The 22,002-nt window shown below is 50.6% G+C and carries 22 protein-coding genes, 1 pseudogene and 1 riboswitch; of the genes and pseudogenes, 14 read left to right on the forward strand and 9 right to left on the reverse strand.

Annotated features, from left to right (window positions below):
- Positions 1–29: 29 nt before the first annotated feature.
- Both ubiG and AKG43_RS05940 read right to left on the reverse strand, forming a co-directional pair.
- On the reverse strand, positions 30–749 hold the full coding sequence (gene ubiG / locus AKG43_RS05935; protein ID WP_054599648.1) for a bifunctional 2-polyprenyl-6-hydroxyphenol methylase/3-demethylubiquinol 3-O-methyltransferase UbiG: 720 nt from the start codon (positions 747–749) through the stop codon (positions 30–32).
- Between the two features lie 44 nt (positions 750–793).
- Positions 794–1,111 carry a GIY-YIG nuclease family protein gene (locus tag AKG43_RS05940; protein WP_054599649.1) on the reverse strand — a complete coding sequence of 106 codons (318 nt, stop codon included), beginning with the start codon at positions 1,109–1,111 and terminating at the stop codon, positions 794–796.
- A 288-nt stretch (positions 1,112–1,399) separates the two neighbouring features.
- Here AKG43_RS05940 and AKG43_RS05945 point away from each other — a divergent pair, with 288 nt between their 5' ends.
- On the forward strand, positions 1,400–2,326 hold the full coding sequence (locus AKG43_RS05945) for a LysR family transcriptional regulator (RefSeq protein WP_054599650.1): 927 nt from the start codon (positions 1,400–1,402) through the stop codon (positions 2,324–2,326).
- A 102-nt stretch (positions 2,327–2,428) separates the two neighbouring features.
- Here the strand turns inward: AKG43_RS05945 and AKG43_RS05950 are convergent, their stop codons facing one another.
- A complete protein-coding gene (locus AKG43_RS05950) occupies positions 2,429–3,109 on the reverse strand; it encodes a 7-cyano-7-deazaguanine/7-aminomethyl-7-deazaguanine transporter (RefSeq protein WP_054599651.1) in 681 nt (226 codons plus the stop codon).
- 121 nt (positions 3,110–3,230) lie between these two features.
- Positions 3,231–3,707, reverse strand: a complete 477-nt coding sequence (gene queF, locus AKG43_RS05955) for a preQ(1) synthase (RefSeq protein WP_054599652.1) — start codon at positions 3,705–3,707, stop codon at positions 3,231–3,233.
- Between the two features lie 3 nt (positions 3,708–3,710).
- A riboswitch (PreQ1 riboswitch) is annotated at positions 3,711–3,755 on the reverse strand.
- Positions 3,756–4,552: 797 nt separating this feature from the next.
- Between queF and AKG43_RS05960 the strand changes: the two genes are divergently transcribed.
- Together AKG43_RS05960 and AKG43_RS05965 are read left to right on the forward strand one after the other, a co-directional pair.
- On the forward strand, positions 4,553–5,044 hold the full coding sequence (locus tag AKG43_RS05960; protein WP_054599653.1) for a MarR family winged helix-turn-helix transcriptional regulator: 492 nt from the start codon (positions 4,553–4,555) through the stop codon (positions 5,042–5,044).
- Positions 5,045–5,098: 54 nt separating this feature from the next.
- Positions 5,099–6,505 (forward strand): efflux transporter outer membrane subunit, encoded by a 1,407-nt coding sequence (locus tag AKG43_RS05965; protein ID WP_054599654.1) that lies wholly within the window; start codon positions 5,099–5,101, stop codon positions 6,503–6,505.
- A gap of 65 nt (positions 6,506–6,570) precedes the next feature.
- Here the strand turns inward: AKG43_RS05965 and rsmI are convergent, their stop codons facing one another.
- On the reverse strand, positions 6,571–7,440 hold the full coding sequence (gene rsmI, locus AKG43_RS05970) for a 16S rRNA (cytidine(1402)-2'-O)-methyltransferase (protein WP_054599669.1): 870 nt from the start codon (positions 7,438–7,440) through the stop codon (positions 6,571–6,573).
- A gap of 51 nt (positions 7,441–7,491) precedes the next feature.
- Here rsmI and AKG43_RS05975 point away from each other — a divergent pair, with 51 nt between their 5' ends.
- From AKG43_RS05975 to AKG43_RS06015, 9 genes are all read left to right on the forward strand, one after another.
- Entirely contained in the window at positions 7,492–7,839 is a 348-nt protein-coding gene (locus AKG43_RS05975) for a YraN family protein (protein ID WP_054599655.1), read from the forward strand.
- Between the two features lie 5 nt (positions 7,840–7,844).
- Positions 7,845–8,438, forward strand: a complete 594-nt coding sequence (locus tag AKG43_RS05980) for a phosphoheptose isomerase (protein WP_054599656.1) — start codon at positions 7,845–7,847, stop codon at positions 8,436–8,438.
- Between the two features lie 91 nt (positions 8,439–8,529).
- Complete coding sequence (locus tag AKG43_RS05985) at positions 8,530–9,135, forward strand: BON domain-containing protein (RefSeq protein ID WP_054599657.1); 606 nt, start codon at positions 8,530–8,532, stop codon at positions 9,133–9,135.
- A gap of 103 nt (positions 9,136–9,238) precedes the next feature.
- Positions 9,239–9,856 (forward strand): hypothetical protein, encoded by a 618-nt coding sequence (locus AKG43_RS05990; RefSeq protein WP_054599658.1) that lies wholly within the window; start codon positions 9,239–9,241, stop codon positions 9,854–9,856.
- Positions 9,857–9,927: 71 nt separating this feature from the next.
- Complete coding sequence (gene map / locus AKG43_RS05995) at positions 9,928–10,731, forward strand: type I methionyl aminopeptidase (protein ID WP_255351187.1); 804 nt, start codon at positions 9,928–9,930, stop codon at positions 10,729–10,731.
- Positions 10,732–10,990: 259 nt separating this feature from the next.
- Positions 10,991–11,287 carry a DNA-binding transcriptional regulator gene (locus tag AKG43_RS06000; RefSeq protein ID WP_054599660.1) on the forward strand — a complete coding sequence of 99 codons (297 nt, stop codon included), beginning with the start codon at positions 10,991–10,993 and terminating at the stop codon, positions 11,285–11,287.
- A gap of 309 nt (positions 11,288–11,596) precedes the next feature.
- On the forward strand, positions 11,597–13,273 hold the full coding sequence (locus AKG43_RS06005; protein ID WP_054599661.1) for a formate--tetrahydrofolate ligase: 1,677 nt from the start codon (positions 11,597–11,599) through the stop codon (positions 13,271–13,273).
- 236 nt (positions 13,274–13,509) lie between these two features.
- On the forward strand, positions 13,510–14,562 hold the full coding sequence (gene queA / locus AKG43_RS06010) for a tRNA preQ1(34) S-adenosylmethionine ribosyltransferase-isomerase QueA (RefSeq protein WP_054599662.1): 1,053 nt from the start codon (positions 13,510–13,512) through the stop codon (positions 14,560–14,562).
- A gap of 249 nt (positions 14,563–14,811) precedes the next feature.
- A complete protein-coding gene (locus AKG43_RS06015) occupies positions 14,812–16,371 on the forward strand; it encodes a TerC family protein (RefSeq protein WP_054599663.1) in 1,560 nt (519 codons plus the stop codon).
- Positions 16,372–16,642: 271 nt separating this feature from the next.
- Here AKG43_RS06015 and obgE read toward each other — a convergent pair whose 3' ends face one another.
- Entirely contained in the window at positions 16,643–17,794 is a 1,152-nt protein-coding gene (gene obgE, locus AKG43_RS06020) for a GTPase ObgE (protein ID WP_054599664.1), read from the reverse strand.
- A 247-nt stretch (positions 17,795–18,041) separates the two neighbouring features.
- Here obgE and AKG43_RS06025 point away from each other — a divergent pair, with 247 nt between their 5' ends.
- Positions 18,042–18,884, forward strand: a complete 843-nt coding sequence (locus tag AKG43_RS06025; protein ID WP_054599665.1) for a class II glutamine amidotransferase — start codon at positions 18,042–18,044, stop codon at positions 18,882–18,884.
- 4 nt (positions 18,885–18,888) lie between these two features.
- Here AKG43_RS06025 and AKG43_RS13260 read toward each other — a convergent pair.
- The 3 genes and pseudogenes from AKG43_RS13260 to AKG43_RS06035 all read right to left on the reverse strand — a co-directional run.
- Positions 18,889–19,068 (reverse strand): annotated as a pseudogene (locus AKG43_RS13260) (signal peptidase); the annotation flags it as partial.
- Positions 19,069–19,145: 77 nt separating this feature from the next.
- Complete coding sequence (locus AKG43_RS06030; RefSeq protein ID WP_054599666.1) at positions 19,146–19,601, reverse strand: ClpXP protease specificity-enhancing factor; 456 nt, start codon at positions 19,599–19,601, stop codon at positions 19,146–19,148.
- 42 nt (positions 19,602–19,643) lie between these two features.
- Positions 19,644–20,249 carry a glutathione S-transferase N-terminal domain-containing protein gene (locus AKG43_RS06035; protein WP_054599670.1) on the reverse strand — a complete coding sequence of 202 codons (606 nt, stop codon included), beginning with the start codon at positions 20,247–20,249 and terminating at the stop codon, positions 19,644–19,646.
- 304 nt (positions 20,250–20,553) lie between these two features.
- Between AKG43_RS06035 and AKG43_RS06040 the strand changes: the two genes are divergently transcribed.
- Positions 20,554–21,741 carry a family 20 glycosylhydrolase gene (locus tag AKG43_RS06040; RefSeq protein ID WP_054599667.1) on the forward strand — a complete coding sequence of 396 codons (1,188 nt, stop codon included), beginning with the start codon at positions 20,554–20,556 and terminating at the stop codon, positions 21,739–21,741.
- Positions 21,742–22,002: the final 261 nt, after the last annotated feature.

Here is a 22,002-nt window from a genome sequence, read left to right on the forward strand (position 1 = left end):
TGAAAAGGTTTTTTTATGGTTGCGTGCTGCTATGCCGCGGTACAGGCGATCATATAGTTTACGCCGGTGTCGTTGTTCAAGGCGTAAACTTTGGTGAGCGGGTTGTAGCCCATGCCTTTGCTGTCGATCACGTTCAAGCCGGCATCGCGGCACATGCGCGCCAGCTCGGCGGGGGTGATGAACTTATCCCAGTTGTGCGTGCCGCGGGGGACGAGATTGAGAATATATTCGGCACCGATAATGGCGTGCAGATACGATTTAGGGTTGCGGTTGATGGTGGAAAAAAACACTTTGCCCTCCGGTTTGACCAGCTTGGCACAGGCTTTGACGATGGCGGCGGGGTCGGGAACATGCTCCATCATTTCCATACAGGTAACGATATCGAAGCTGTGCGGGCGTTCGGCGGCCAAATCTTCTACGCGCACGCAACGGTAGGCAATATTTTCCACACCTTGTTCGGCGGCATGCAGTTCAGCCACTTTCAATGATTTTTCGGCCATATCGATACCGGTCGCGTGGCTTGCGCCGAGCTTCGCCATGCTCTCGGTAAGGATGCCGCCGCCGCAACCGACGTCGAGTACCGTTTTGCCTGCGATGTTGCCGTGCAGGTCGATGTAGCCCAAACGCAGGGGATTGATGTCGTGCAGGGGTTTGAACTCGCCGGTTTTGTCCCACCATTTGTGGGCAAGCTGGCTGAATTTGTCGATTTCGCCGTGATCGACGTTATGCGGGGTGTCGGCAGTCGTCATCTTTAAGGGTTCCGTAGGAATGTGGGCGGGATTTTATACCAAACTCAGGCCGTCTGAAAATCGGGGAGCAGCTGCCACAGTTGCCGTTTTTGTGCGGCGGTGAGTTGTTTGATGCGGATTTCGGCGCTCAGTGCATGCGGACGGGAAAGGTTTTCATATACCAGCCGCATCGATAAGGGTTTGCGGATGCGGGTGTAACGTGCGCCTTTGCCTGCAAGATGGGCGGCGAAACGGGCTTCGGGGCGGTTGGTGATGCCGCAATAGAGCGATTGGTTGTCGCACCATATCAGATATACGCTCCAAGAGCCTCCGGCTTCGGGGGCGGGCAGGGCGAAAGCGGCAAGTTGTTCTGTGGCAAGCATAAGGGTTTCAGACGGCCTGAGACCTCGGCAACCCCCCCCCCCCCCATCTGCGTTGTGCGCTGTTCGTCTGCATGCTTATTCGGGTGATATATGTCTGTACCCAATATGCTGTTGCGCTGCAACTGCATCTACATCAGGGGGCAAAGGTATCGGCCTTTGGCGGTGGTAAAGAAAACGGCTATTGTACCGCAATGCGTCGGTACAAATGTTTATTAATCAGTTTGCGCTTGATTATGAATTATTTTAATATGTGCGGCTCAACCAACCTTTATCGGGCCGTCTGAACACATGGATTCCATTATCGAACTGCGCCATCTGAAAACCCTGCTGGCGCTTGAAGAAACCGGCAGCGTTTCACTGGCCGCCAAGCGCGTATTCCTGACGCAATCGGCTTTGTCGCACCAAATCCGTGCGCTGGAAAATTATTACGACACCCCTTTGTTTGAGCGTAAATCCGCACCGTTGCGTTTTACGCCTGCCGGGGAGCGGCTGTTGCAGCTGGCACATGATTTATTACCCCAAGTGGCGGCGGCCGAGCGTGACATGGCGCAGATTATCGAAGGCGAAGCGGGTGAATTGAGGCTGGCGGTCGAGTGCCATACCTGTTTCGATTGGCTGATGCCGGCCATGGGCGAGTTCCGCCCGCTGTGGCCGCAGGTGGAGCTGGATATTGTGTCGGGCTTTCAGGCCGATCCCGTGGGGCTGCTGCTGCAACACCGCGCCGACTTGGCGATTGTTTCGGAAGCGGCACCGCAACAGGGCATTGCATACCAACCTTTATTTGCTTACGGTATGGTCGGCATTTGTGCCAAAGACCACCCGCTGGCCGCCAAAGCAGTGTGGGAAGCGGAAGATTTTGTCGACGAAACGCTGATTACCTATCCCGTGCCCGACGATATGCTGGATTTACTGCGTAAAATCCTGCTGCCCAAAGGCATCAACCCGCCACGCCGCCACAGCGAGCTGACCATCGCCATTATCCAATTGGTCGCCAGCCGCCGCGGCATTGCCGCGCTGCCGTATTGGACGGTGATGCCGTATTTGGAAAAAGGTTATGTGATTTCGCGCCAGATTACTTCAGACGGCCTGCAAAGCGAACTCTATGCCGCCATGCGGGCGGAAGATACGGGCAAAACGTATTTGGACAATTTCTGCCAAATCGTGCGGGATCGCAGCTTTGCCGATCTGCCGGGATTGAGTGTGCTGGAAATGTAGCGGTTTGATATAGAGAGAAATACTTTAGAGCCGTTGCCGACGGTGCCAATGTTTCAGGCCGTCTGAATCTTTTTCAGACGGCCTTTCTCTATTTACAGCTGTTTATATTTCTTGTGATGCCAAGGCATGGGAAACCGGATCTTCTTTTAAAGCGGTGAGTTTTTTGGTCAATATGTTTAAGAGTACGCCGTAAGCGGGTAAAAAGAATAGGGTGCAGATGGCCAATTTGAATAAATAATCCACGAAAGCAATTTCAGGCCAGTTGGCTGCCATAAAGGTATCACTGCTTGCATAAAAAGCAATGCTGAAAAATACCAGCGTATCCAGCGCATTGCCTAAAAAGGTGGAAGCGGTTGGCGCAATCCACCAAGATTTCATTTTGCGCAGTTTGTTGAATACGAATATATCCATCAGCTGCCCGAGCACATAAGCGGCAAAACTGGCTAATGCGATGCGGCCGACAAAGCCGTTGAATGCGGTTAAAGCGTTCCAGCCGGTCCACGTTCCGTCTTGAAACAGCACCGACAGCAGATAAGATAAAGCCAGTGCGGGAAGCATCACCCAAAAGATGATTTTTCTGGCGAGATGTCGCCCGAAAATCCTAACGGTCAAGTCGGTGGCTAAAAAGATAAACGGAAATGTGAAGGCGCCCCAAGTGGTGTGAAATCCGAAGATCTCAAAGGGGAACTGAACCAGATAATTGCTGGCGGCAATAATGGTTATGTGAAACAGCGAAAGCCAAATCAGGGCTTTCTGCAATTGCGCAGAACTAAAGCGGTACATAAATCAATTCTTTCATTAATGCTATACACAACAAGCGTATGGCCTTCAGACGGCCTTAGGCATAATCTCAGGCCTGTTACAGAAGCGTTGCTTGTCGATAACAAAAACAGGTTGGGGAATCTTACAGAGCGGAATCGTGTGCAAACAAGCGTTGTTTGGCCAGCTGCTCGAATTCGGTATCGGGCTTGCCGTAGTTGGCAAACGGATGAATGGCGATACCGCCTCTAGGTGTGAACTCGCCGAAGACTTCAATATATTTCGGCTGCATCAAAGCGATCAGGTCTTTCATGATGATATTCACACAGTCTTCATGAAAATCACCGTGGTTGCGGAAACTAAACAGGTAAAGTTTGAGCGATTTGCTTTCAACCATTTTGATATCCGGAATATAGCGGATATAGATGGTGGCAAAATCAGGTTGCCCGGTCATGGGGCACAGGCTGGTAAATTCGGGGCAAACGAATTTAACAAAATAGTCGTTGCCGGGGTGTTTGTTGTCGAATGCTTCCAGCACTTCGGGAGCGTATTCGGTTTTGTAGGATACGTTTTGATTGCCCAGCAAAGTGATGCCGTGCAATTCGTCTGTATTTCTGGTCATGAATATTCCTTAGTTTTTTTATGTGGGAGGTTTTCGAACCACAGATATCAGGATGTGCGGCTTGCTGCCTTGTATTAAAAATGTGTTGATTGACTATATAAGCCTTCTTAACGGCACACCCTACACTCGGGAGGCGAATTTTAATACATTAAATCAGAATTGTATGTTTTATTTTGAAGGGCGTGAAAATAAATAGGAGCGGTTCAGGCAAACGGCTTGGATGACAAGATGTTCAAGAGCGCAGACAGACGGATTGGCCATGGGATGAAGAGCGGGCAGATGGCCTCGCCTTAGATTGCATGAAAAGTAAATAATTGCAAAGGGTAAAGTTTTTTAAATGATTTGTTTTTGAATGGTTGTTCGGATTTTCGAGCTGGGAGCGGTTTTCATTTTGAGAAAATCTTTTACAGAACCGCGCATCCATGCATTATGCGTAAAGATATGTTTTTTTGCGAACTATTGCATAGATGCCTCGCTCTAATCGCTCAATTGCCAAAAACAGGGCACTTAATCCATTTTATTTCAAACAGTTTGCTTTTTTTGTTCGATAATGGCCGAATAATTCGGAGTTTCATGGTTTGTGAAAGACGAATCGGCTGTTCGTTCGAATGGTTTTTCTGTTTATTTTTATGCCAAATGCAATCCGTTTGTTGAATGGTTATACCGATTGTCAATTTTTTAAGAAATTATATACAGCTGGATTAAAATAAAAATATCTCAATGCAAGACGTATTGAAAATTTCAGCGAAGAATATAACTTTTGCCGTATTTTGAAAGAAATTGGCTTCATATAACTTTTAAAATATGTTGCTGCTTGAATAACATCACCGAAGAAGAGAATGTAAATGAGTTTTTCACAAGCCGAATTGGTTAATGCCTTACGTTTATTGTCGGGGCGTCTGCCAGAATTTTCCGAGCAACAAACCCAGTCCGGCCGTTTGTTGCGCGTAGTAACCGAGCGTTTGAGCAGCCATCTGAACGACAGCCTGAAAGAGTTCGGTATCAATGAAAACCTGTGGTTTGCTATGATGGCGGTTTATGTCAGCCCGAACAGTGAAATTCTGCCTTCGCGCTTGAGCGATCTGATGGATTTAACCCGTACCAGCGCAACCCGGCTTTCAGATGAAATGGTAGAACGCGGTTGGGTGGAGCGCCATATTAACCAACAGGACCGCCGCCAAATCGTGTTAAAATTAACCGCGGAAGGTGAGGCGTTTATTCAAAAGATTTGGCCGCAAATTTCCAGCAGAAGCGGCGAAGCTTGGGAAGACTTTACCAATGAAGACTATGCCCAGCTGCAACATCTCTTAGGTAAGCTGTTGACTAAACTGGGTTAGCAGTTTGGCAGCTTGCCCTGATGGTTGTGCAGTGGCAGCCACAGCGGACATGACATGAATTTGAAAATTATTGCGCGCAGTTTATCCTTGTTGGGATTATCGGTGATAACCGCCTGTGCGCCGTTGGGTAAACAAGCGCCGTTGGAACAACCAACGGCGTATTCATTATCACAGGGAAATTCAACCGCAGAGGTGCGTGATGCATGGTGGTCCCAGCTTCGCGACCCCAAGTTGAATACTTTGATTTCTCTGGCCATCGAACATTCTCCGCGCCTTAAAGCGGTTAAAGCCCGTTTTGCACAGGCTCAGGCAGAGTTGGGTGTGCGGCAGGCCGCCGATCGGTTTCAACTGGGGGTAACCGCGCAAGGTATTGGTGCTTATGTTGCTCCTAAGCCTTCTTCCGGCCATGTGGATACCGATCGTACTTTATTGGTTGCCAATACTGCTTTGCAAGGCAGTTGGGCGTTTGATTTTTGGGGTAAAAATCAGGCGCGTATCCGTTCGGCTTTAGGCAGGCGTCAGGCGGTGGGTTACGAAGCGGCTCAAATGCGGTTGGAAATCGCTCATGCCGTAGCCGCCCAATATTTTGTGTGGCAGTCGTTGGAAACTCAGAAAAATCTCATCCAAAGCCGCATGCAGGTTGCTGAGTCTTCCGAAAAATTGATTAACAGCCGCGTGAAGGCAAAAATCCTGCCGCCGTCGGCAGCTTATCAAACCGAATTAAGCAAACACCGGCTGCAATTGGAACTGTTGGGATTGGAAAAACACATCAGCAGTATCCGGCACAGTTTAGCTGTGTCTGTCGGCAGGTCGCCAAATGCTTTGGACGGATGGACACCTTCTTCTGCGCCGTCGGTTCCGGTGTTGGCCGTGAGTCAGATTAAGGCTGATTTATTAGGCAGGCGTCCCGATATTGCGGCGCAACATGCGTTGTTGGAAGCAAGGGGTGAAGACATTCGCGAAGCCAAGGCGGAGTTCTATCCGAATATTGAATTGAAGCTGCTTGCGGGTTTGGCGCACATTGATGCGTTTAATGTGGTTAAGGGCAAGAGTTCGGGAATGCTCGGTGTGGTGCCGGCACTCAATCTGCCGTTGTTTACTTCGGGTGCGTTGCAATCCAAATTGGCCGGACGCCATGCCCAATTTAACGAGCAGGTTGCCGTATATGATCAAACGGTATTGAATGCGATGCGTTCTGCTGCGGATGCGGTGGCCGATTATCAAAATCTGAGCAAGCAGGGTGCTGTGCAGCAGCGTATGGTTGAGATTTCGGTGAAAGCGGAATCGGCGGCTGCGCGAAGGGTGCAGGCGGGTTTGGAGAACGGGCTTGCCCATCTGGCCAAGCAGGACGAAACTTTGCGCCTGAAAATGCAGTTGGCGCAGCATCAGGCGGAATGGCTGACGGCTTGGAGCAATGTACATGCTCAGCTTGGCGGCGGATTCGGCCGAAAGTCACAATAAATAAATATCTCTCAAACTTTTTTCAGACGGCCGGATAGTGAGGCCGTCTGAAAAAGTATAAGCATTTACTTCCAAGTTAATGCCAAATCATATAATGCTTTTTTGCTTTCTCCGGTGATTTTGGCGGCTAAATCCGAAGCCTGTTTGGTGGGGAGTTCGGCGGCCAAAATTTTCATCACATTTTGGGCGTGTTCCGAGAGTTCGGTTTGCTTTTCTTTTATATCCGGGTGCAGCACGATAACCATTTCGCCGCGGCTTTGGTTGGTATCTTCTTGAACGGCTGTCTGAACAGCACTTGCCGTGCCGTTTAAAAATGTTTCAAACGTTTTTGAAATTTCCCGTGCCAGCATCACTTTGCGGTTGGGGAACAGGGTTGCCATGTCTTCCAATGTGGCGGCGATGCGGTGCGGGGTTTCAAACATCACCACGGCGTATTCAACATCGGACCACGAGGCCAGCAGTTTGCGGCGTTCGCCTGTTTTAGAAGGTAAAAAACCGTGAAAATAAAAGTTTGGCTCCACAACGCCTGCCACGCTCAATGCACCCATAACGGCACTTGCACCCAAAACCGGCGCAACTTTAAAGCCTGCTTCGCGTACCCGCTCAACCAGCTTGGCGCCGGGGTCGCAAACTGCGGGAGTTCCCGCATCGGATACCTGCGCGACAATCAGGCCGTCTGAAAGTGCTTCAATCACTTTGCCCGCCATATGTTGTTCGTTGTGCTCGCGCACGCTCAGGAGTTTCGACTGTATGCCGTAGGCACTGAGTAATTGTGCTGTTACGCGCGTATCTTCCGCACAAACAACATCGGCGCGCTGCAAAACGGCAAGCGCGCGCAGCGTGATGTCGGCCAAATTGCCGATGGGCGTAGCTACAACGTATAATGTTCCGGCTGAAATACTGTCGCAGGCTTTTTGATAGTGTTTTTGCATCATCATAATAAACGGCCGTCTGAAAAGACTGGCATTATAACGGGGATACACGATATGCGCTTAACCCATAAACAAGGGGCAAGGGGTGAAGATGCCGCCCTGCGTTTTTTGAAAAAACAGGGTTGCCGGCCGATTGCCCGTAACTGGCATTGCCCGTTCGGCGAAATTGATTTGATAGTCAAAAACGGTAACATGATTCTGTTTGTTGAAGTAAAATACCGCGCAGGAAAAAGTTTTGGCGGTGCGGCATACAGCATCACTCCGGCCAAACTTTTGAAATTGCAGAAAAGTGCGGAACATTATTTGCAGCAACACGGTCTGAGCCATGCGTCATGCCGCTTGGATGCGGTTTTGATTGAAGGCAATGATGAACCGCAGTGGATACATAACATTACAGGTTAAATCGCATGACTGTTTTACAACAACGCGTTGCTGCACATTTTACCCAAAGTATCGAAGCCAAACAGCAGGCGGCAGATGTTTTGAGCGAACCGACTGCCCAAGCAGCCGAGTTGATGCTGCAATGTTTGATGAATGACGGCAAAATTTTAGCTTGCGGCAACGGCGGCTCGGCTGCCGATGCCCAACATTTTGCCGCTGAAATGACCGGCCGCTTCGAGAAAGAACGCATGGAGTTGGCTGCAGTGGCACTGACTACCGACACATCCGCCTTAACCGCCATCGGCAACGATTACGGTTTCGACCATGTGTTCAGCAAACAGGTACGCGCCCTCGGCCGAGCGGGAGACATTCTCATCGGTATTTCCACATCGGGCAATTCTGCCAATGTGATTGAAGCCATCAAAGCCGCGCACGAACGCGATATGCATGTGATTGCCTTTACCGGAAGAGACGGCGGCAAGATAGCGGGCATGTTGAAAGACAGCGATATTCTGCTCAACGTGCCCCACCAGCGCACCGCACGGATTCAGGAAATCCATATTTTGCTGATTCATGCTTTGTGCGACTGTATCGACAGCACATTATTGGACGGCATGTAAGCCTTAAATGCCTGATGTTCAAATTTTCAGACGGCAGTTATGTTGGTGATCGGCAGGCCGTCTGAAATCCATAAAGAAAGGATGCTTACCGATGAGTATCAAAAGATACGCAAAAACCCTGATTACCTTTTCGGTTGCCGCAACCCTGTTGAGCGGTTGTGTCGGTGCCGTATTGGGCGGTGCGGCCGTAGGCGGCGCAGCAGCAGTCGACCGCCGTACCGTCGGCACGCAAACCGACGATAATGTGATGGAAGTGCGCATTAAAAACACCGCAATGACGTATCTGCGCGACAGCAACAAAACGCCCGGCTTCCATCCCAAGCTCTCGGTAGTCAGCTACAACCGGCACATTTTGCTCTTAGGCCATGTTGCCACCGAAGAGGAAAAAGGGTTTGTGGAACAGGTTGCGCGTGCCGAACCTTCTGCACAGCAAGTGTATAACCACATCAGCGTATCCTCTCAGCCCAGAACCTTGGGTGCGATTTCAGACGATACATGGAGCACATCAAAAGTGCGTGCCACACTGCTCGGCATTCAAGGTGTGATTCCCAGCCGGGTAAAAATCGTTACTTACGACGGCGTAACCTATGTGATGGGCATTCTCACACCTGCCGAACAGGAAGCCGTTACCCAGCGGGTAAGCACCACAGTAGGTGTAAGAAAAGTGGTAACTCTTTATCAAACTTACAATAAATGATAAGCTAGCGTGCCGTAAAAGCCTTTTTTACGGCACTTAATCTTATTTTTAGGCCGTCTGAACGGTTCAGACGGCCTGTGTATGAAGTACCCAAGAGAATCCAATGAGTAAGCAAAAAACCACCCCCCACAGCAAAAAAGGCGGCTTGAAATCCAAGCATCTGCTCATCGGCCTGTTTGCCGTGGCGGTGGGCGCGGTTTGCGGAGCCGTGATCGGATTGATGCAAACTTCCGTACATACCGATACACATAACCGCGCAGCAGCATCGGCAGCAGGCGGAGCTGTGGAAGTATGGGCACCGCGCGGTGCCTCTGCCCCGGCGGTTTCCGCCCTGCCCGCTCAACCTGTTCAAGCGCAGGAGCAAGAACAGAATATTGAAGCAATTGCCCAAGCATCTGACCCTGATGTACCGGCCGAAGCAGCGGTGGCAAGCAGTCCGGTAGCGGCAGAAAAGCCCCAAAAAACTACAACGCAGCGCGCACAGCGTAAAAAAGCACCGCAGAAAAAAGCGGTTGAAGCCGAACCCGCCGCTACGGCTCAGGCAGCAGAGCCGTCTCCGCTTCCAATGGTTAAAGCCCCCGATACTTCCGTAACGGCTGCCAAGAGCGCAGAAGATGCACCCGCTGCACCGCCCAAACAGCCCGTTGCGGAACAGCCCGCAGTAGCGAAAGAACCGCCTCGGGAGCCGCCCAAAGCCGTTGTTACCGACAATTTGTTTTAAGCAAACCGTGTAAAATAACTCATGATATTTTTCAGACGGCCTTTCGAGCGTTTTCCGAAAGGCCGTCTGAATTGAAAAACACAGAAAAAGGAAAGCCGATGGCGATTATCATCAAAACAGCCGAAGAAATCGAAAAAATGCGCGAGCTTGGCCGCTTGGCCGCCGAAGCATTGGATTATATCGGCCAATTTGTCAAACCCGGCGTTACTACCGCCGAGCTCGACAAACTGATTCACGACTACCATATCAATGTGCAGGGCGGTTATCCCGCACCGTTGAACTACGGCAACCCACCTTATCCGAAATCGTGCTGCACATCCGTTAATCACGTCATCTGCCACGGCATTCCCGATGATAAGCCTTTGAAAAACGGCGACATTGTCAATATCGACGTGACCATCAAAAAAGACGGTTTCCACGGTGATTCCAGCCGTATGTTTGCGGTTGGGCAAATCAGCCCGCAGGCGCAGCGTTTGATTGATATAACCCATGCCAGCATGATGGCCGGTATCGAAGCCGTGAAGCCCGGAGCCACTTTGGGCGATATCGGCTATGCGTGCCAGCAAGTGGCGGAAAATGCAGGTTATTCGGTTGTGCAGGAATTTTGCGGTCACGGCATCGGACGGGGCTTTCACGAAGAGCCGCAAGTGCTTCACTACGGTAAAAAAGGCCAAGGGCCGGTGCTGAAGCCGGGTATGATTTTTACCATTGAACCGATGATTAATCAGGGTAAACGCCATTTGCGTATTTTGGCCGACGGATGGACGGCGGTAACCAAAGACCGTTCGCTCTCTGCCCAATGGGAACATGAGGTTTTGGTAACCGAAACCGGCTACGAAATCCTCACTATCAGCCCCCAAACAGGTAAACCTTGATTTCGTTACGTTTTTTTTTGTAAATTATTTTAATTTAGAATGATTACTTTAAAAAATAACTTGTTGTTTTTAAAGTATTTAGAAATTTGGGTATAACGTTTATCGTTTTTTTTGACCGCTTGATGAAAAATTAAATTAAACTTATCCTGAAATCGCTGTCTAAGCGTTTATACTTATCTGAATATAATATTCTCACGCTGGGTATTATGACGGGATAAGTGAGTTGCCAGATTGAGCTTTAAATTAAGAAGGGAATTTCATGAAGTCGTTCGAGAAAATCGAAAATATCCGCGATATCCGCAAAAAACTCGGTTTAAACCAAATGGATTTTTGGAGCCGTATCGGTGTAACCCAATCGGGTGGTTCACGCTACGAATCAGGTCGCAACATGCCTAAGCCTGTACGCGAACTGCTGCGTTTGGTGCATATCGAAAAAATCGATTTGGCAAAAGTAAACCGTGACGATCTCGCCATTGCCTCACTGCTGAAAAGCCGCCAGCCGGATTTGTATGCCTCTTTGAAAAAAGAAGCCAAAGCCGAAGCGAAAAACAAATGAGTCGAGACCGAACGGCTGCCCGTTAAACCATAACGGGCAGCTTTCTTTTGGCCGTCTGAAATGCTGATAAAGCCGTTGCTTGATCCGTTATGGTCAATCAACTTGAGTTTGGTAACAAAATCGTAGGGGAATGATATATCTGACCGTGTTTATATGATTGCAGAGAAAAATTCTACTTGTATATCAAACCACTTGATTAGAAACCGTTTCGCGATACTTGAGCAAGCCCGAGTATAACGGTTTTGTTATTAAACTTAAGTTGATTAACTATATAATGGCGCCGTTACCAACCCGTTACAGGAATCCGTTATGAGCTATAAAACCGATGCCGAAATCGCCCAAGCCGCCGCAATACGACCGATAGGCGAGATTGCCGCCAAACTCGGCCTGAATGCCGACCAATACGACCCTTACGGCAAATACAAAGCCAAAATCAATCCGACCGACGTATTTGCCTTGCCGAAAAAGCAAGGCCGTCTGATTTTGGTAACGGCCATCAACCCCACACCTGCGGGCGAAGGCAAAACCACCGTAACGATCGGTTTGGCCGATGCTTTAAACTACATCGGCAAGCAGGCCGTTATTGCCCTGCGTGAGCCTTCGCTCGGCCCCGTGTTCGGCGTGAAAGGCGGTGCGGCAGGAGGCGGATATGCGCAAGTGCTGCCGATGGAAGACATTAATCTGCACTTTACCGGCGATTTCCATGCCATCGGTGCGGCCAACAACCTGCTGGCCGCCATGCTCGATAACCACATTTATCAAGGCAACGAATTGAATATCGACCCCAAACGCGTGCTGTGGCGGCGCGTGGTCGATATGAACGACCGCCAGTTGCGCAACATCATCGACGGCATGGGCAAGCCTACCGACGGCGTGATGCGCCCCGACGGTTTTGACATTACCGTGGCCTCCGAAGTGATGGCCGTGTTCTGCTTGGCCAAAGATTTGGCCGACTTGAAAGAACGCTTGGGCAATATTCTCGTGGCTTACACCAAAGACGGCAGCCCCGTTTACGCACGGGATTTGAAAGCCAACGGTGCAATGGCGGCCTTGTTGAAGGATGCGGTTAAGCCCAATCTGGTGCAAACCATCGACGGCACACCGGCTTTCGTACACGGCGGCCCGTTTGCCAACATCGCCCACGGCTGTAACTCCGTGATAGCCACCCGTGTTGCCCGCCATTTAGGCGATTACGCCGTTACCGAAGCCGGTTTCGGTGCGGATTTGGGCGCGGAAAAATTCTGCGACATCAAATGCCGCTTGGCAGACATCAAACCCGATGCCGCAGTCGTCGTCGCCACCGTGCGTGCGCTTAAATATAACGGCGGCGTGGAACGTGCCAATTTAGGCGAAGAAAACCTGAACGCGCTCGAAAAAGGCTTGCCGAACCTGCTCAAACACATCAGCAACCTGAAAAACGTGTTCGGTTTGCCGGTGGTGGTTGCGCTGAACCGTTTTGTTTCCGATACCGATGCCGAACTCGATATGATTCAGACGGCCTGTGCCAAAGAAGGCGTTGAAGTATCGTTAACCGAAGTGTGGGGCAAAGGCGGCGCGGGCGGTGCCGACTTGGCTCAAAAAGTGGTGAATGCCATCGAAACCCAGCCCAATAACTTTACTTTCGCCTACGACACCGATTTGGGCGTGCAAGACAAAATCCGCACCATCGCCAAAAAAATCTACGGTGCGGCCGATGTCGATTTCAGCAGCGAAGCCCTTACCGAAATCGCTTCGCTTGAGAAACTCGGTCTCGACAAAATGCCTGTTTGTATGGCGAAAACCCAATATTCTTTAAGCGACAACGCCAAACTTTTGGGTAAACCCGAAGGCTTCCGCATCACCGTGCGCGGCATCACCGTGTCGGCCGGCGCAGGCTTTATCGTTGCCCTGTGCGGCAACATGATGAAAATGCCCGGCCTGCCGAAAGTGCCCGCCGCCGAGAAGATTGATGTGGATGAAAACGGCGTGATTCACGGGTTGTTCTGATATTGAGTTTTGGTATCTAAGGCCGTCTGAAAAATAATTTTCAGACGGCCTGTCTGCGTGATCAGCCGACGGTTTGATCTTTATTTCAATCTACAAGTAAGAAAAACTTGCTATGCAAGAGTGTGGCAGACGCGATGCCGTCTGAACCCGACGGCTTTCTAAGGGAAGTGCGTAGGCTTATCCGCTTGCTTCGCTATATAATAGCGCCCTTATTTTTAAGCGATTGATCGAACTTTATGCATATTTCCGATTTTGATTTCGAGCTGCCGGAAGCACTTATCGCCCAGCATCCGCCGGTTGAGCGTGGCGGCAGCCGCCTTTTGGTTGCGCTGCCCGACCGGCCCGTGGCCGACGCGGTTTTTTCCGCTTTGCCCGATTATCTCGAAGCGGGCGACGTGCTGGTGTTTAACAATACCAAAGTGATGAAAGCGCGTCTGTTCGGCACCAAAGCCAGCGGCGGAAAAATCGAAGCCTTGATCGAGCGCGTGCTTGATGCACACACTGCTTTGGCGCATGTGCGGTCGTCCAAATCGCCGAAACCAGGCACGGAGTTGGTTTTTGAAGGCGGCATCCGCGCCGTGATGGAAGAGCGGGCGGGGGAATTGTTCCGCTTGCGTTTTGAAGACAGCCGCAGCGTGTACGACATTCTCGAACATGTGGGCAAACTGCCGTTGCCGCCTTACATCGAACGGGCTGCCGACGATGACGACGATGCCCGCTATCAAACGGTTTACGCCAAACATCAGGGAGCGGTAGCCGCGCCGACGGCCGGTTTGCATTTCACCGACGGCCTGCTTGAAGCCATCCGAGCCAAAGGCGTGCACACCGCAGAAGTGACCCTGCATGTGGGGGCGGGCACGTTTCAGCCGGTGCGGGTGGAAAACATTGCCGAGCACACCATGCACAGCGAATGGTTTGACGTGCCGTCTGAAACCGTGGCGGCGATTGGAGCGGCACGGCAGCGCGGTAGCAAAATATGGGCGGTGGGAACCACTTCTATGCGCGCGCTTGAGTCCGCCGCAAGGGAAACAGGCCGTCTGAAAGCCGGCACGGGCGATACCGATATTTTTATCACGCCGGGCTACCGGTTCCGTGTGGTCGACCGTTTGATTACCAATTTCCATCTGCCCAAATCGACTTTGCTGATGTTGGTCAGCGCATTTTCCGGCACAGAACATATCCGCAGTATTTACCGTCATGCCGTCGGGCAACAATACCGCTTTTTCAGCTACGGCGATGCGATGATACTCGGGTGTGCAGATTCATCGCAGCGTGAAGCTCAAGATTGAATGGTGGCGCAACGCCGCCGGTTTCCCTATCCAAAGCAGGCCGTCTGAACCTTTCAGACGGCCTGCTTTGCCTTATCTGCATGAAAATGATAAACTGCTGATTCCATTTAACTTGAGGCATACACTTGATTATGAAAGACGCGGAGCAGAGCAGTACGACCCCACGCCCTTCGTGTATGCACATTATTCAGGCAGCCTGATTTGGTCAGGGCTGCCTGTTTGTATGTTTGAAACGAGGAAAAACACATTATGGATTTCAGTTGGTTAGCCGAACCGCAAACGTGGTTGGGCTTTGCAACGCTTCTGATTCTCGAAGTCGTGCTCGGCATCGACAATCTGGTTTTTGTGGCTATTTTGGCCAATAAGGTCAAACCTGCCCTGCGCGATAAGGCACGGATTACCGGCTTGGTGCTGGCCGTATTGATGCGTTTGGTGATGTTGGGCTTTATGGCGCACATCATCACGCTGACGAAACCGCTGTTCCATATCAGCGGCATGAGCGTGTCGGGCAAAGACATCATTATGCTCGTCGGCGGTTTGTTCCTGCTGTATAAAGCCACCACCGAATTGCACGAACGCATTGAAGGCCACAATCAGTTTGCCATTGCCGACACCCATAAAAAACACTCGCCGTTTTGGGGTGTGGTGATGCAGATTTTGGTGCTGGATGCCGTGTTTTCGATTGACGCCGTGATTACCGCCGTGGCGATGGTCGACCATATCGTTGTGGCCATGGCGGCGGTTGTGGTGGCGATGACCATCATGATTATGGCCAGTAAGCCGCTTACCGAGTTTGTGGCCAAACATCCGACCGTGGTGATGCTGTGTTTGGGCTTCCTGCTGATGATCGGTTTCAGCCTGATTGCCGAAGCCTTCCACTTCCAAATCCCCAAAGGCTATCTCTATGCAGCCATCGGCTTCTCGATTCTGATCGAAGTGTTCAATCAGATATCGCAGCGCAACGCCCGCAAAAACGACTACATCAGCAGCTCGTGGCGCAAACGCACGGCCGATAATGTGTTGGGCATGATGGGTATCCGCGAAACCGTGTTGGCTCAGTCGCGCAACAAAGGCGAAGACGATTCGCATTTTGAAGAGAACGAAAAGTCGATGATACGCAGCGTGCTCACGCTGGCGGAACGCCCCATTCTCGGCGTGATGATTCCCCGCCGCGACATCGAACGCTTGGATATTTCGCAAAGTAAAGAAGAGCAGCACGCCCAGCTGCAAAGCACCCCTTACAGCCGTTTGCTGGTGGTCGGCAAAGCGGGCGTGGACGAGCCGTTGGGTTATATCAATAAAAAAGACCTGCTCGCCCAGCTGCTCGACGAGGGTGAAATGAATATTCAGACGGCCTTAAAACAGCCGCTGATTCTGCCCGACAGCACATCCGCGCTCACCGCTATCGAGCTGTTCCGCAAGAAAAGTGCCGATTACGCCTTGGTGGTGGACGAGTTCGGCGCCGTATTGGGCATGGTTACCATGAAAGACCTGCTCGAAACCATCGCCGGCGAGTTTCCCGAAGAATTCCAACGCGAAGAAGAACCGGCCTTGCAGGAAAATACCGATAAAAGCCTTACGGTTGACGGCTCGCTCGAATATGTGGAGCTCGCCCCCCAGCTCGGCCTGCCGCCGCAAGAAGAAGATGCCGATTTCCATACCGTAGCCGGTTTGATTATGGAAGAGCTGCAAAGCATTCCCGACGTCGGCGATTATGCCGACTTCCACGGCTGGCGTTTTGAAGTAACGGAAAAAGAAGGCCAACGCATCGAGCGCGTGAAGATTACCCGGTTGCCGGAAGAGGTTTGATTGGCAGGGCCTCAACTTGCCGGCTTAATCCGCCGCTGCGATTGTGTTATGAAGTAAGCCGCTATAGCGGATCAACTTAAAAATAGTACGTCCGTCATACTCGGGCTTGACCCGAGTATCTTGAGTTTCAGCAAGTTCGGGAGATACTGGGGTAAAGAGCCCGAGTATGACGGTTTTGTTACGAAACTTAAGTGGATTGACTATATATCTTTAGGTTGATGAAGAAGATAAAACGAGGCCGTCTGAACATTTCAGACGGCCTCGTTGTGCTTTATTCGGCTTTAAATACCGAAGTATCGGTTTGTTGTTCTGCCGCAGTTTCAACCGCTTGGTTTTGTTTGGCCGCTTCTTCGGCTTCGGCTGCCAAGCGTTTTTTCTCGTTCAGGTAGGTGTTGATTTGATACACCAAATCCTGCGTGCCTTGGCGGGACAATGCGCTGATTTTAAACAGGCGCGGGGTGGTCATGTCGAAGCCGAAGCGGTCGTTGGGGGCGGGGTGGTTCCAGCCGATTTGTTTTAAAAATTCGGCGGCGCGCTTTTCGGCTTCTTCTTCGCTCAACATATCGAGTTTGTTGAGCACCAGCCAGCGCGGTTTGTCGTAGAGTTCTTCGTCGTATTTACGCAGTTCTTCCACAATCGCCAAGGCTTCTTCGGCGGGGTTGACGCTTTCGTCGAACGGTGCCAGGTCCACCACATGCAGCAGCAGGCCGGTGCGGGAGAGGTGTTTCAGGAAGCGGTGTCCCAAGCCCGCACCTTCGGCGGCACCTTCGATCAGGCCGGGAATGTCGGCCATGACGAAGCTGTTGTTTTCGTCCATGCGCACCACGCCCAAGTTCGGGTGCAGGGTGGTAAACGGGTAGTTGGCGATTTTGGGGCGGGCGGCGGAAACGGCGGAAATCAGGGTGGATTTGCCGGCGTTCGGCATGCCGAGCAAGCCCACGTCGGCCAATACTTTCAGCTCGAGTTGCAGGCTGCGGGCTTCGCCTTCTTCGCCCGGGGTGGCTTGTTTGGGCGCGCGGTTGACCGATGATTTGAAATGGATGTTGCCCAATCCGCCTTTGCCGCCGCGGGCAAGGCATACTTTTTGGCCGTGGTGGGTGAGGTCGGCGATAATTTCGTCAGTGTCGATGTCGCGGATCAGCGTGCCGACGGGCATGTGCAGTTCGATATCGTCCGCGCCTTTGCCGTAGCGGTCGGAACCGTGGCCTTTTTCGCCGTTTTTGGCTTGGTAGCGTTTGACGAAACGGTATTCGACAAGGGTGTTGACGTTTTCGTCGGCCACGGCAAATACGCTGCCGCCTTTGCCGCCGTCGCCGCCGTCGGGGCCGCCGCGCGGTACGAATTTTTCGCGGCGGAAGCTGACGGCTCCGTTACCGCCTTTGCCGGCAACTACTTCGATTTTTGCTTCATCTATAAATTTCATGGTGTTCTCTGAGTATGGTTTCAGACGGCCTTTGAATATTTGCCCCGTTAAAGAAAGGCTTCGGGCCGTCTGAAAAAATATTTAATGGATTGATATTATAAAGGATGTGTCAATAGCCCGCGCAGATTAAAATCAAAACGTTGCCAATGCGGCGGTTGCGGCCTGTTTGTGTGTGCCGCCGGGCTTTTAAAAACGGCGGATTTCGCGCACAATACGGCTTCTCTGAACATCAAAGGCAAAAAATATTATGTGCCAGCTTCTCGGCATGAATTGCAACACGCCCACCGATATTGTGTTTTCGTTTGAGGGCTTCCGCCGCCGCGGCGGTTTGACCGACCATCATGCCGACGGTTTCGGCATCGGTTTTTTTGAAGGAAAAGGGGTGCGCCTGTTTCACGACGACAAACCGAGCGCGCATTCGCCGGTGGCCGATTTGATTCGTGCTTATCAGATTAAGTCGGAAAATGTGATTGCACACATCCGTAAAGCCACGCAGGGGCAGACTTCGCTGGCGAACACGCACCCGTTTATGCGCGAGATGTGGGGCGAATATTGGCTGTTTGCGCACAACGGCCATCTGAAAAATTATTTTCCGCCGGCCGGAGCGTTTTATCAGGCGGTGGGCAACACCGATTCGGAACGTGCGTTTTGTTATATTCTCGAGCAGTTGCGCAGCCGTTTCGACCGCAAGCCGGATGCGGATACTCTGTTTGCTGCGGTGGCCGAGTTAACGGCTGAAATCCGCCGTTACGGCTTGTTTAATTTTATGATGTCCAATGGCGATTGCCTGTTTGTTCATGCCAGCACGCTCTTGCATTATATTGTGCGCAAAGCACCGTTTGGCGAAGCGCATCTGCTTGATGATGATGTTAAAGTGGATTTTGCCGCAGTTACCACGCCTAACGACAAAGTGGCCGTTATCGCCACGCTGCCGTTAACCGGCAACGAAACGTGGTCGCAGCTGGCGGTGGATGAGTTGGTGATGTTTTGCGAAGGCGACATTGTGCGCCGCAGCCGCCCCGAACATCCGGTATATATGAGTGTGGACGAGGGTTTGGCGATTGCGCGTGCAGCCGGAGTGAGTGTTTAGTTTGAGCAGACTGAGACCTTTGCAAAACCCTCAGATGTGGATGCAGTTCAAGGCGTAGCAGCACAGCGAGTGCAGACATATCGTATAGATAGGCAAACGAGCGAGCAGCGCACAACGCAGAAATGCGCCGCAGATGGGGGTTTTGCAAAGGTCTCAGACTTTTAGAGAGATGAATCTCAACCATGAGGCCGTCTGAAAGGCATTTTTCAGACGGCCTCATGGTTTTGATGGCGATAACAAACGCTTTGGAAACGACAGGTTTTATTTCACCAGCTTCAAGCCTTTTTTCGGTTTGTTGCCGTCGTCGTCGGGCGTGTGATCGTCGGAAGATTCCGCACGGCTGCGTTCGATCTCTTTTTCCAACAGGTGCAGCGGGTCTTGCCCCTTTTTCTCGCTTTCGGTTTGGTAGGGTTCGACCTCAAACCCCATGCCTTCTCCGCTTTCGCGCGAGAAAATGCTGATGATGTGGCCGACGGGAATCCAAATTTCGTGGGAAACACCGGCAAATCGGGCGGAAAAATGCACCCAATCGTTGTCTATCGTCAGATTATGGCTGGCGGTAGTGCCGATGTTCAACACGATTTCGTTTTCACGCACATACTGCATGGGCACGCGCGTGTGTTCGTTTACCCATGCCACAATGTGCGGCGTTTGGTTGTTGTCGAGGCACCATTCGTACAGTGCGCGGAGCAGATAGGGTTTGGTGCTGGTGGTCATCGGGTTTCCTTTGCGAAAGCGGATATGTTCAGACGGCCTTTATCAGCGGCGCATGGCTTTCTCTGCCGGGGTAAGGGCTTCGATAAAGGCTTCGCGTTGGAAAATGCGTTCGGCGTATTTCAAAATCGGAGCGGCGGATTTGCCCAGTTTGATGTCGTAGTGGTCCAAACGCCATAACAGCGGAGACAAAGCCACGTCAATCATCGAGAAGTCGTCGCCCATGATGTATTTGGTTTTGGTAAATGAAGGTGCCAACATGGTCAGGCCTTGGGCAATCGCTTCACGCGCTTTCGCTTGCTCTTTGCTGCTGGCTTCGGGGTTTTCCAATACCTGCACATGGCTGAACAGCTCTTTTTCCATGCGGAACAGCACCAAACGGCCGCGGCCGCGCATAACGGGGTCGCCCGGCATTAATTGGGGATGGGGAAAACGCTCGTCGATATATTCGTTGATGATGTTGGATTCGTGCAGAATCAAATCGCGTTCAACCAATACCGGCACTTGGTTGTAGGGGTTCATAATGGCCAAGTCTTCAGGTTTGTTGAATACATCGACATCTTTGATTTCAAAATCCATGCCTTTTTCAAACAAAACAAAGCGGCAACGCTGGCTGAACGGGCAGGTAATGCCCGAGTAAAGTGTCATCATTACGGAAGCTCCTGCTGAAAGCCGTCTTTTCAGACGGCCTGCTTGATTTTTTAGAGGTAGAAACGGCGTTATTATAACGGATTCGGTTTTTTTAAGCCAGAAATCCATTTTAACAAACTGTTTTTTATAAGAGTTTTTGTTTTTGTATTGCCGGCGGGAGATGCTGGAAACCATAACAGGCATCATGAAGCGGGAACAAGCTTGTTTATTTTTATGTCAGATGTCGCAACAGTAATAAAAATTAACCGAAATTGGGTTAGAATCTCGCCCTAAAATATAAATAACACATACACTTCAAATATTTATGAAAAATAAATTTTATGTTCCAACTAATACGCTTAAAAAACCTTCCCTTTATTTATTACTCGGCATCGTCTTGTTGACATTGTGGCTGCTGTTTGCTCCGGCAGCCTCGAATGTTTTTTTTGCGGCGGGCCTGCATCAGCACCGTACACCCAAGCAGAGCGGTTTGATGCTCGATACTGCCAGAAGGTTTTATCCTGTTCATACCATCAAAGCGTTTATCGACGATTTGGCCGAATCAGGCGGTACGTTTCTTCATCTGCATTTCTCCGACCATGAAAATTACGCATTGGAAAGTAAGTTGCTGGGGCAGAGGGCGCAAGATGCCGTAGTCAGTTCAGACGGCACATATGTCAACCCCAAAACCGGCAAGCCTTTTTTGAGTTTCGCGCAGTTAAACGACATTACCGCTTATGCGGCTGCGAAAAAAATCGAAATCGTTCCTGAAGTGGGCAGCCCGAACCACATGGGCGGCATTTTTTCATTACTCGAACATCAATACGGCAAAACCCGCACCGATGCCTTGAAATCGCCGCGCGCCGCCGATGAAATCAATATCAACAATCCGGAAAGCGTCGGGTTGGTTAAGGCTTTGATTGATGAAGTGGCCGGTGCTTTCGGTAAAAACAGCAGGCACTTTCATATAGGTGGAGACGAATTCGGTTACAGCCCCGAAAGCAATCATGAATTTATCCGTTATGCCAATACTTTGGCCGAGCATCTGGCCAAAAAAAGGCTGATAACCCGTATGTGGAACGACGGCTTGATCAAAACGACGGCCGGCGGCTTAAACCGCAATATCCAAATTACTTATTGGAGTTACGACGGTAATCCCGAAGACAGAGATACCGCCCGTAAACGCAGGGCAATCCGTATGAGTATGCCTGAGTTGATCGAAAAAGGCTTTTCGGTGCTGAACTACAATTCTTATTATCTTTATCTCGTTCCCCGAGACCGCAACTTCAGCCACGATATAGATTTTGCCGGCAAAGATATTGAAAAGCGTTGGAGCTTGGGCGTATGGGACGGAGAAAACCGTGATAACGCGGTAAAGAATACCGATAAGATTTTGGGAGCGGCATTGGCCATTTGGGGCGAAAACAGCGGCAAGCTCGATACCGATACGATCCGCAAATATACCGCCGAACCTTTGGCCTTGGTAATCCGTAAAACGCAAGAGTCTGATTAATAGAGAGAAACTTTATCTTTTCACGTTTGCCGTCAGGCAAAAAAACGGAAAAACATACCATGTGTTTTTCCGTTTTTTGTTAAATCGAATATTTATTTTTCGAAGTCGAATCGAAAAGAAATGTAAATAAATATTTGCAATTAAAAATAATTATTTCATAAGAAATTATTAATGTTGCAATTAAAGTACACGGATAAAAATATTGGGATAAAAATATCGAAAAATATTTGATTTTATATAAATTAAATAAAAACATTAAAT

This window comes from Neisseria sp. 74A18, assembly GCF_001308005.1.
Taxonomy (GTDB): Bacteria; Pseudomonadota; Gammaproteobacteria; order Burkholderiales; family Neisseriaceae; genus Neisseria; species Neisseria dumasiana.

Coding starts and splice junctions, on each gene's coding strand:
- AKG43_RS06030 (WP_054599666.1), bottom strand. CDS start 19,601: ATGACCACCAGCACCAAACCCTATCTGCTCCGCGCACTGTACGAATGG.
- AKG43_RS05980 (WP_054599656.1), top strand. CDS start 7,845: ATGACTGTTTTACAACAACGCGTTGCTGCACATTTTACCCAAAGTATC.
- AKG43_RS06000 (WP_054599660.1), top strand. CDS start 10,991: ATGAAGTCGTTCGAGAAAATCGAAAATATCCGCGATATCCGCAAAAAA.
- AKG43_RS05940 (WP_054599649.1), bottom strand. CDS start 1,111: ATGCTTGCCACAGAACAACTTGCCGCTTTCGCCCTGCCCGCCCCCGAA.
- AKG43_RS06040 (WP_054599667.1), top strand. CDS start 20,554: ATGAAAAATAAATTTTATGTTCCAACTAATACGCTTAAAAAACCTTCC.
- AKG43_RS06035 (WP_054599670.1), bottom strand. CDS start 20,249: ATGATGACACTTTACTCGGGCATTACCTGCCCGTTCAGCCAGCGTTGC.
- AKG43_RS06015 (WP_054599663.1), top strand. CDS start 14,812: ATGGATTTCAGTTGGTTAGCCGAACCGCAAACGTGGTTGGGCTTTGCA.
- AKG43_RS05945 (WP_054599650.1), top strand. CDS start 1,400: ATGGATTCCATTATCGAACTGCGCCATCTGAAAACCCTGCTGGCGCTT.
- AKG43_RS06005 (WP_054599661.1), top strand. CDS start 11,597: ATGAGCTATAAAACCGATGCCGAAATCGCCCAAGCCGCCGCAATACGA.
- ubiG (WP_054599648.1), bottom strand. CDS start 749: ATGACGACTGCCGACACCCCGCATAACGTCGATCACGGCGAAATCGAC.
- AKG43_RS05990 (WP_054599658.1), top strand. CDS start 9,239: ATGAGTAAGCAAAAAACCACCCCCCACAGCAAAAAAGGCGGCTTGAAA.
- AKG43_RS05975 (WP_054599655.1), top strand. CDS start 7,492: ATGCGCTTAACCCATAAACAAGGGGCAAGGGGTGAAGATGCCGCCCTG.
- AKG43_RS05960 (WP_054599653.1), top strand. CDS start 4,553: ATGAGTTTTTCACAAGCCGAATTGGTTAATGCCTTACGTTTATTGTCG.
- rsmI (WP_054599669.1), bottom strand. CDS start 7,440: ATGATGCAAAAACACTATCAAAAAGCCTGCGACAGTATTTCAGCCGGA.
- AKG43_RS05965 (WP_054599654.1), top strand. CDS start 5,099: ATGAATTTGAAAATTATTGCGCGCAGTTTATCCTTGTTGGGATTATCG.
- AKG43_RS06025 (WP_054599665.1), top strand. CDS start 18,042: ATGTGCCAGCTTCTCGGCATGAATTGCAACACGCCCACCGATATTGTG.
- queA (WP_054599662.1), top strand. CDS start 13,510: ATGCATATTTCCGATTTTGATTTCGAGCTGCCGGAAGCACTTATCGCC.
- AKG43_RS05950 (WP_054599651.1), bottom strand. CDS start 3,109: ATGTACCGCTTTAGTTCTGCGCAATTGCAGAAAGCCCTGATTTGGCTT.
- AKG43_RS05985 (WP_054599657.1), top strand. CDS start 8,530: ATGAGTATCAAAAGATACGCAAAAACCCTGATTACCTTTTCGGTTGCC.
- obgE (WP_054599664.1), bottom strand. CDS start 17,794: ATGAAATTTATAGATGAAGCAAAAATCGAAGTAGTTGCCGGCAAAGGC.
- queF (WP_054599652.1), bottom strand. CDS start 3,707: ATGACCAGAAATACAGACGAATTGCACGGCATCACTTTGCTGGGCAAT.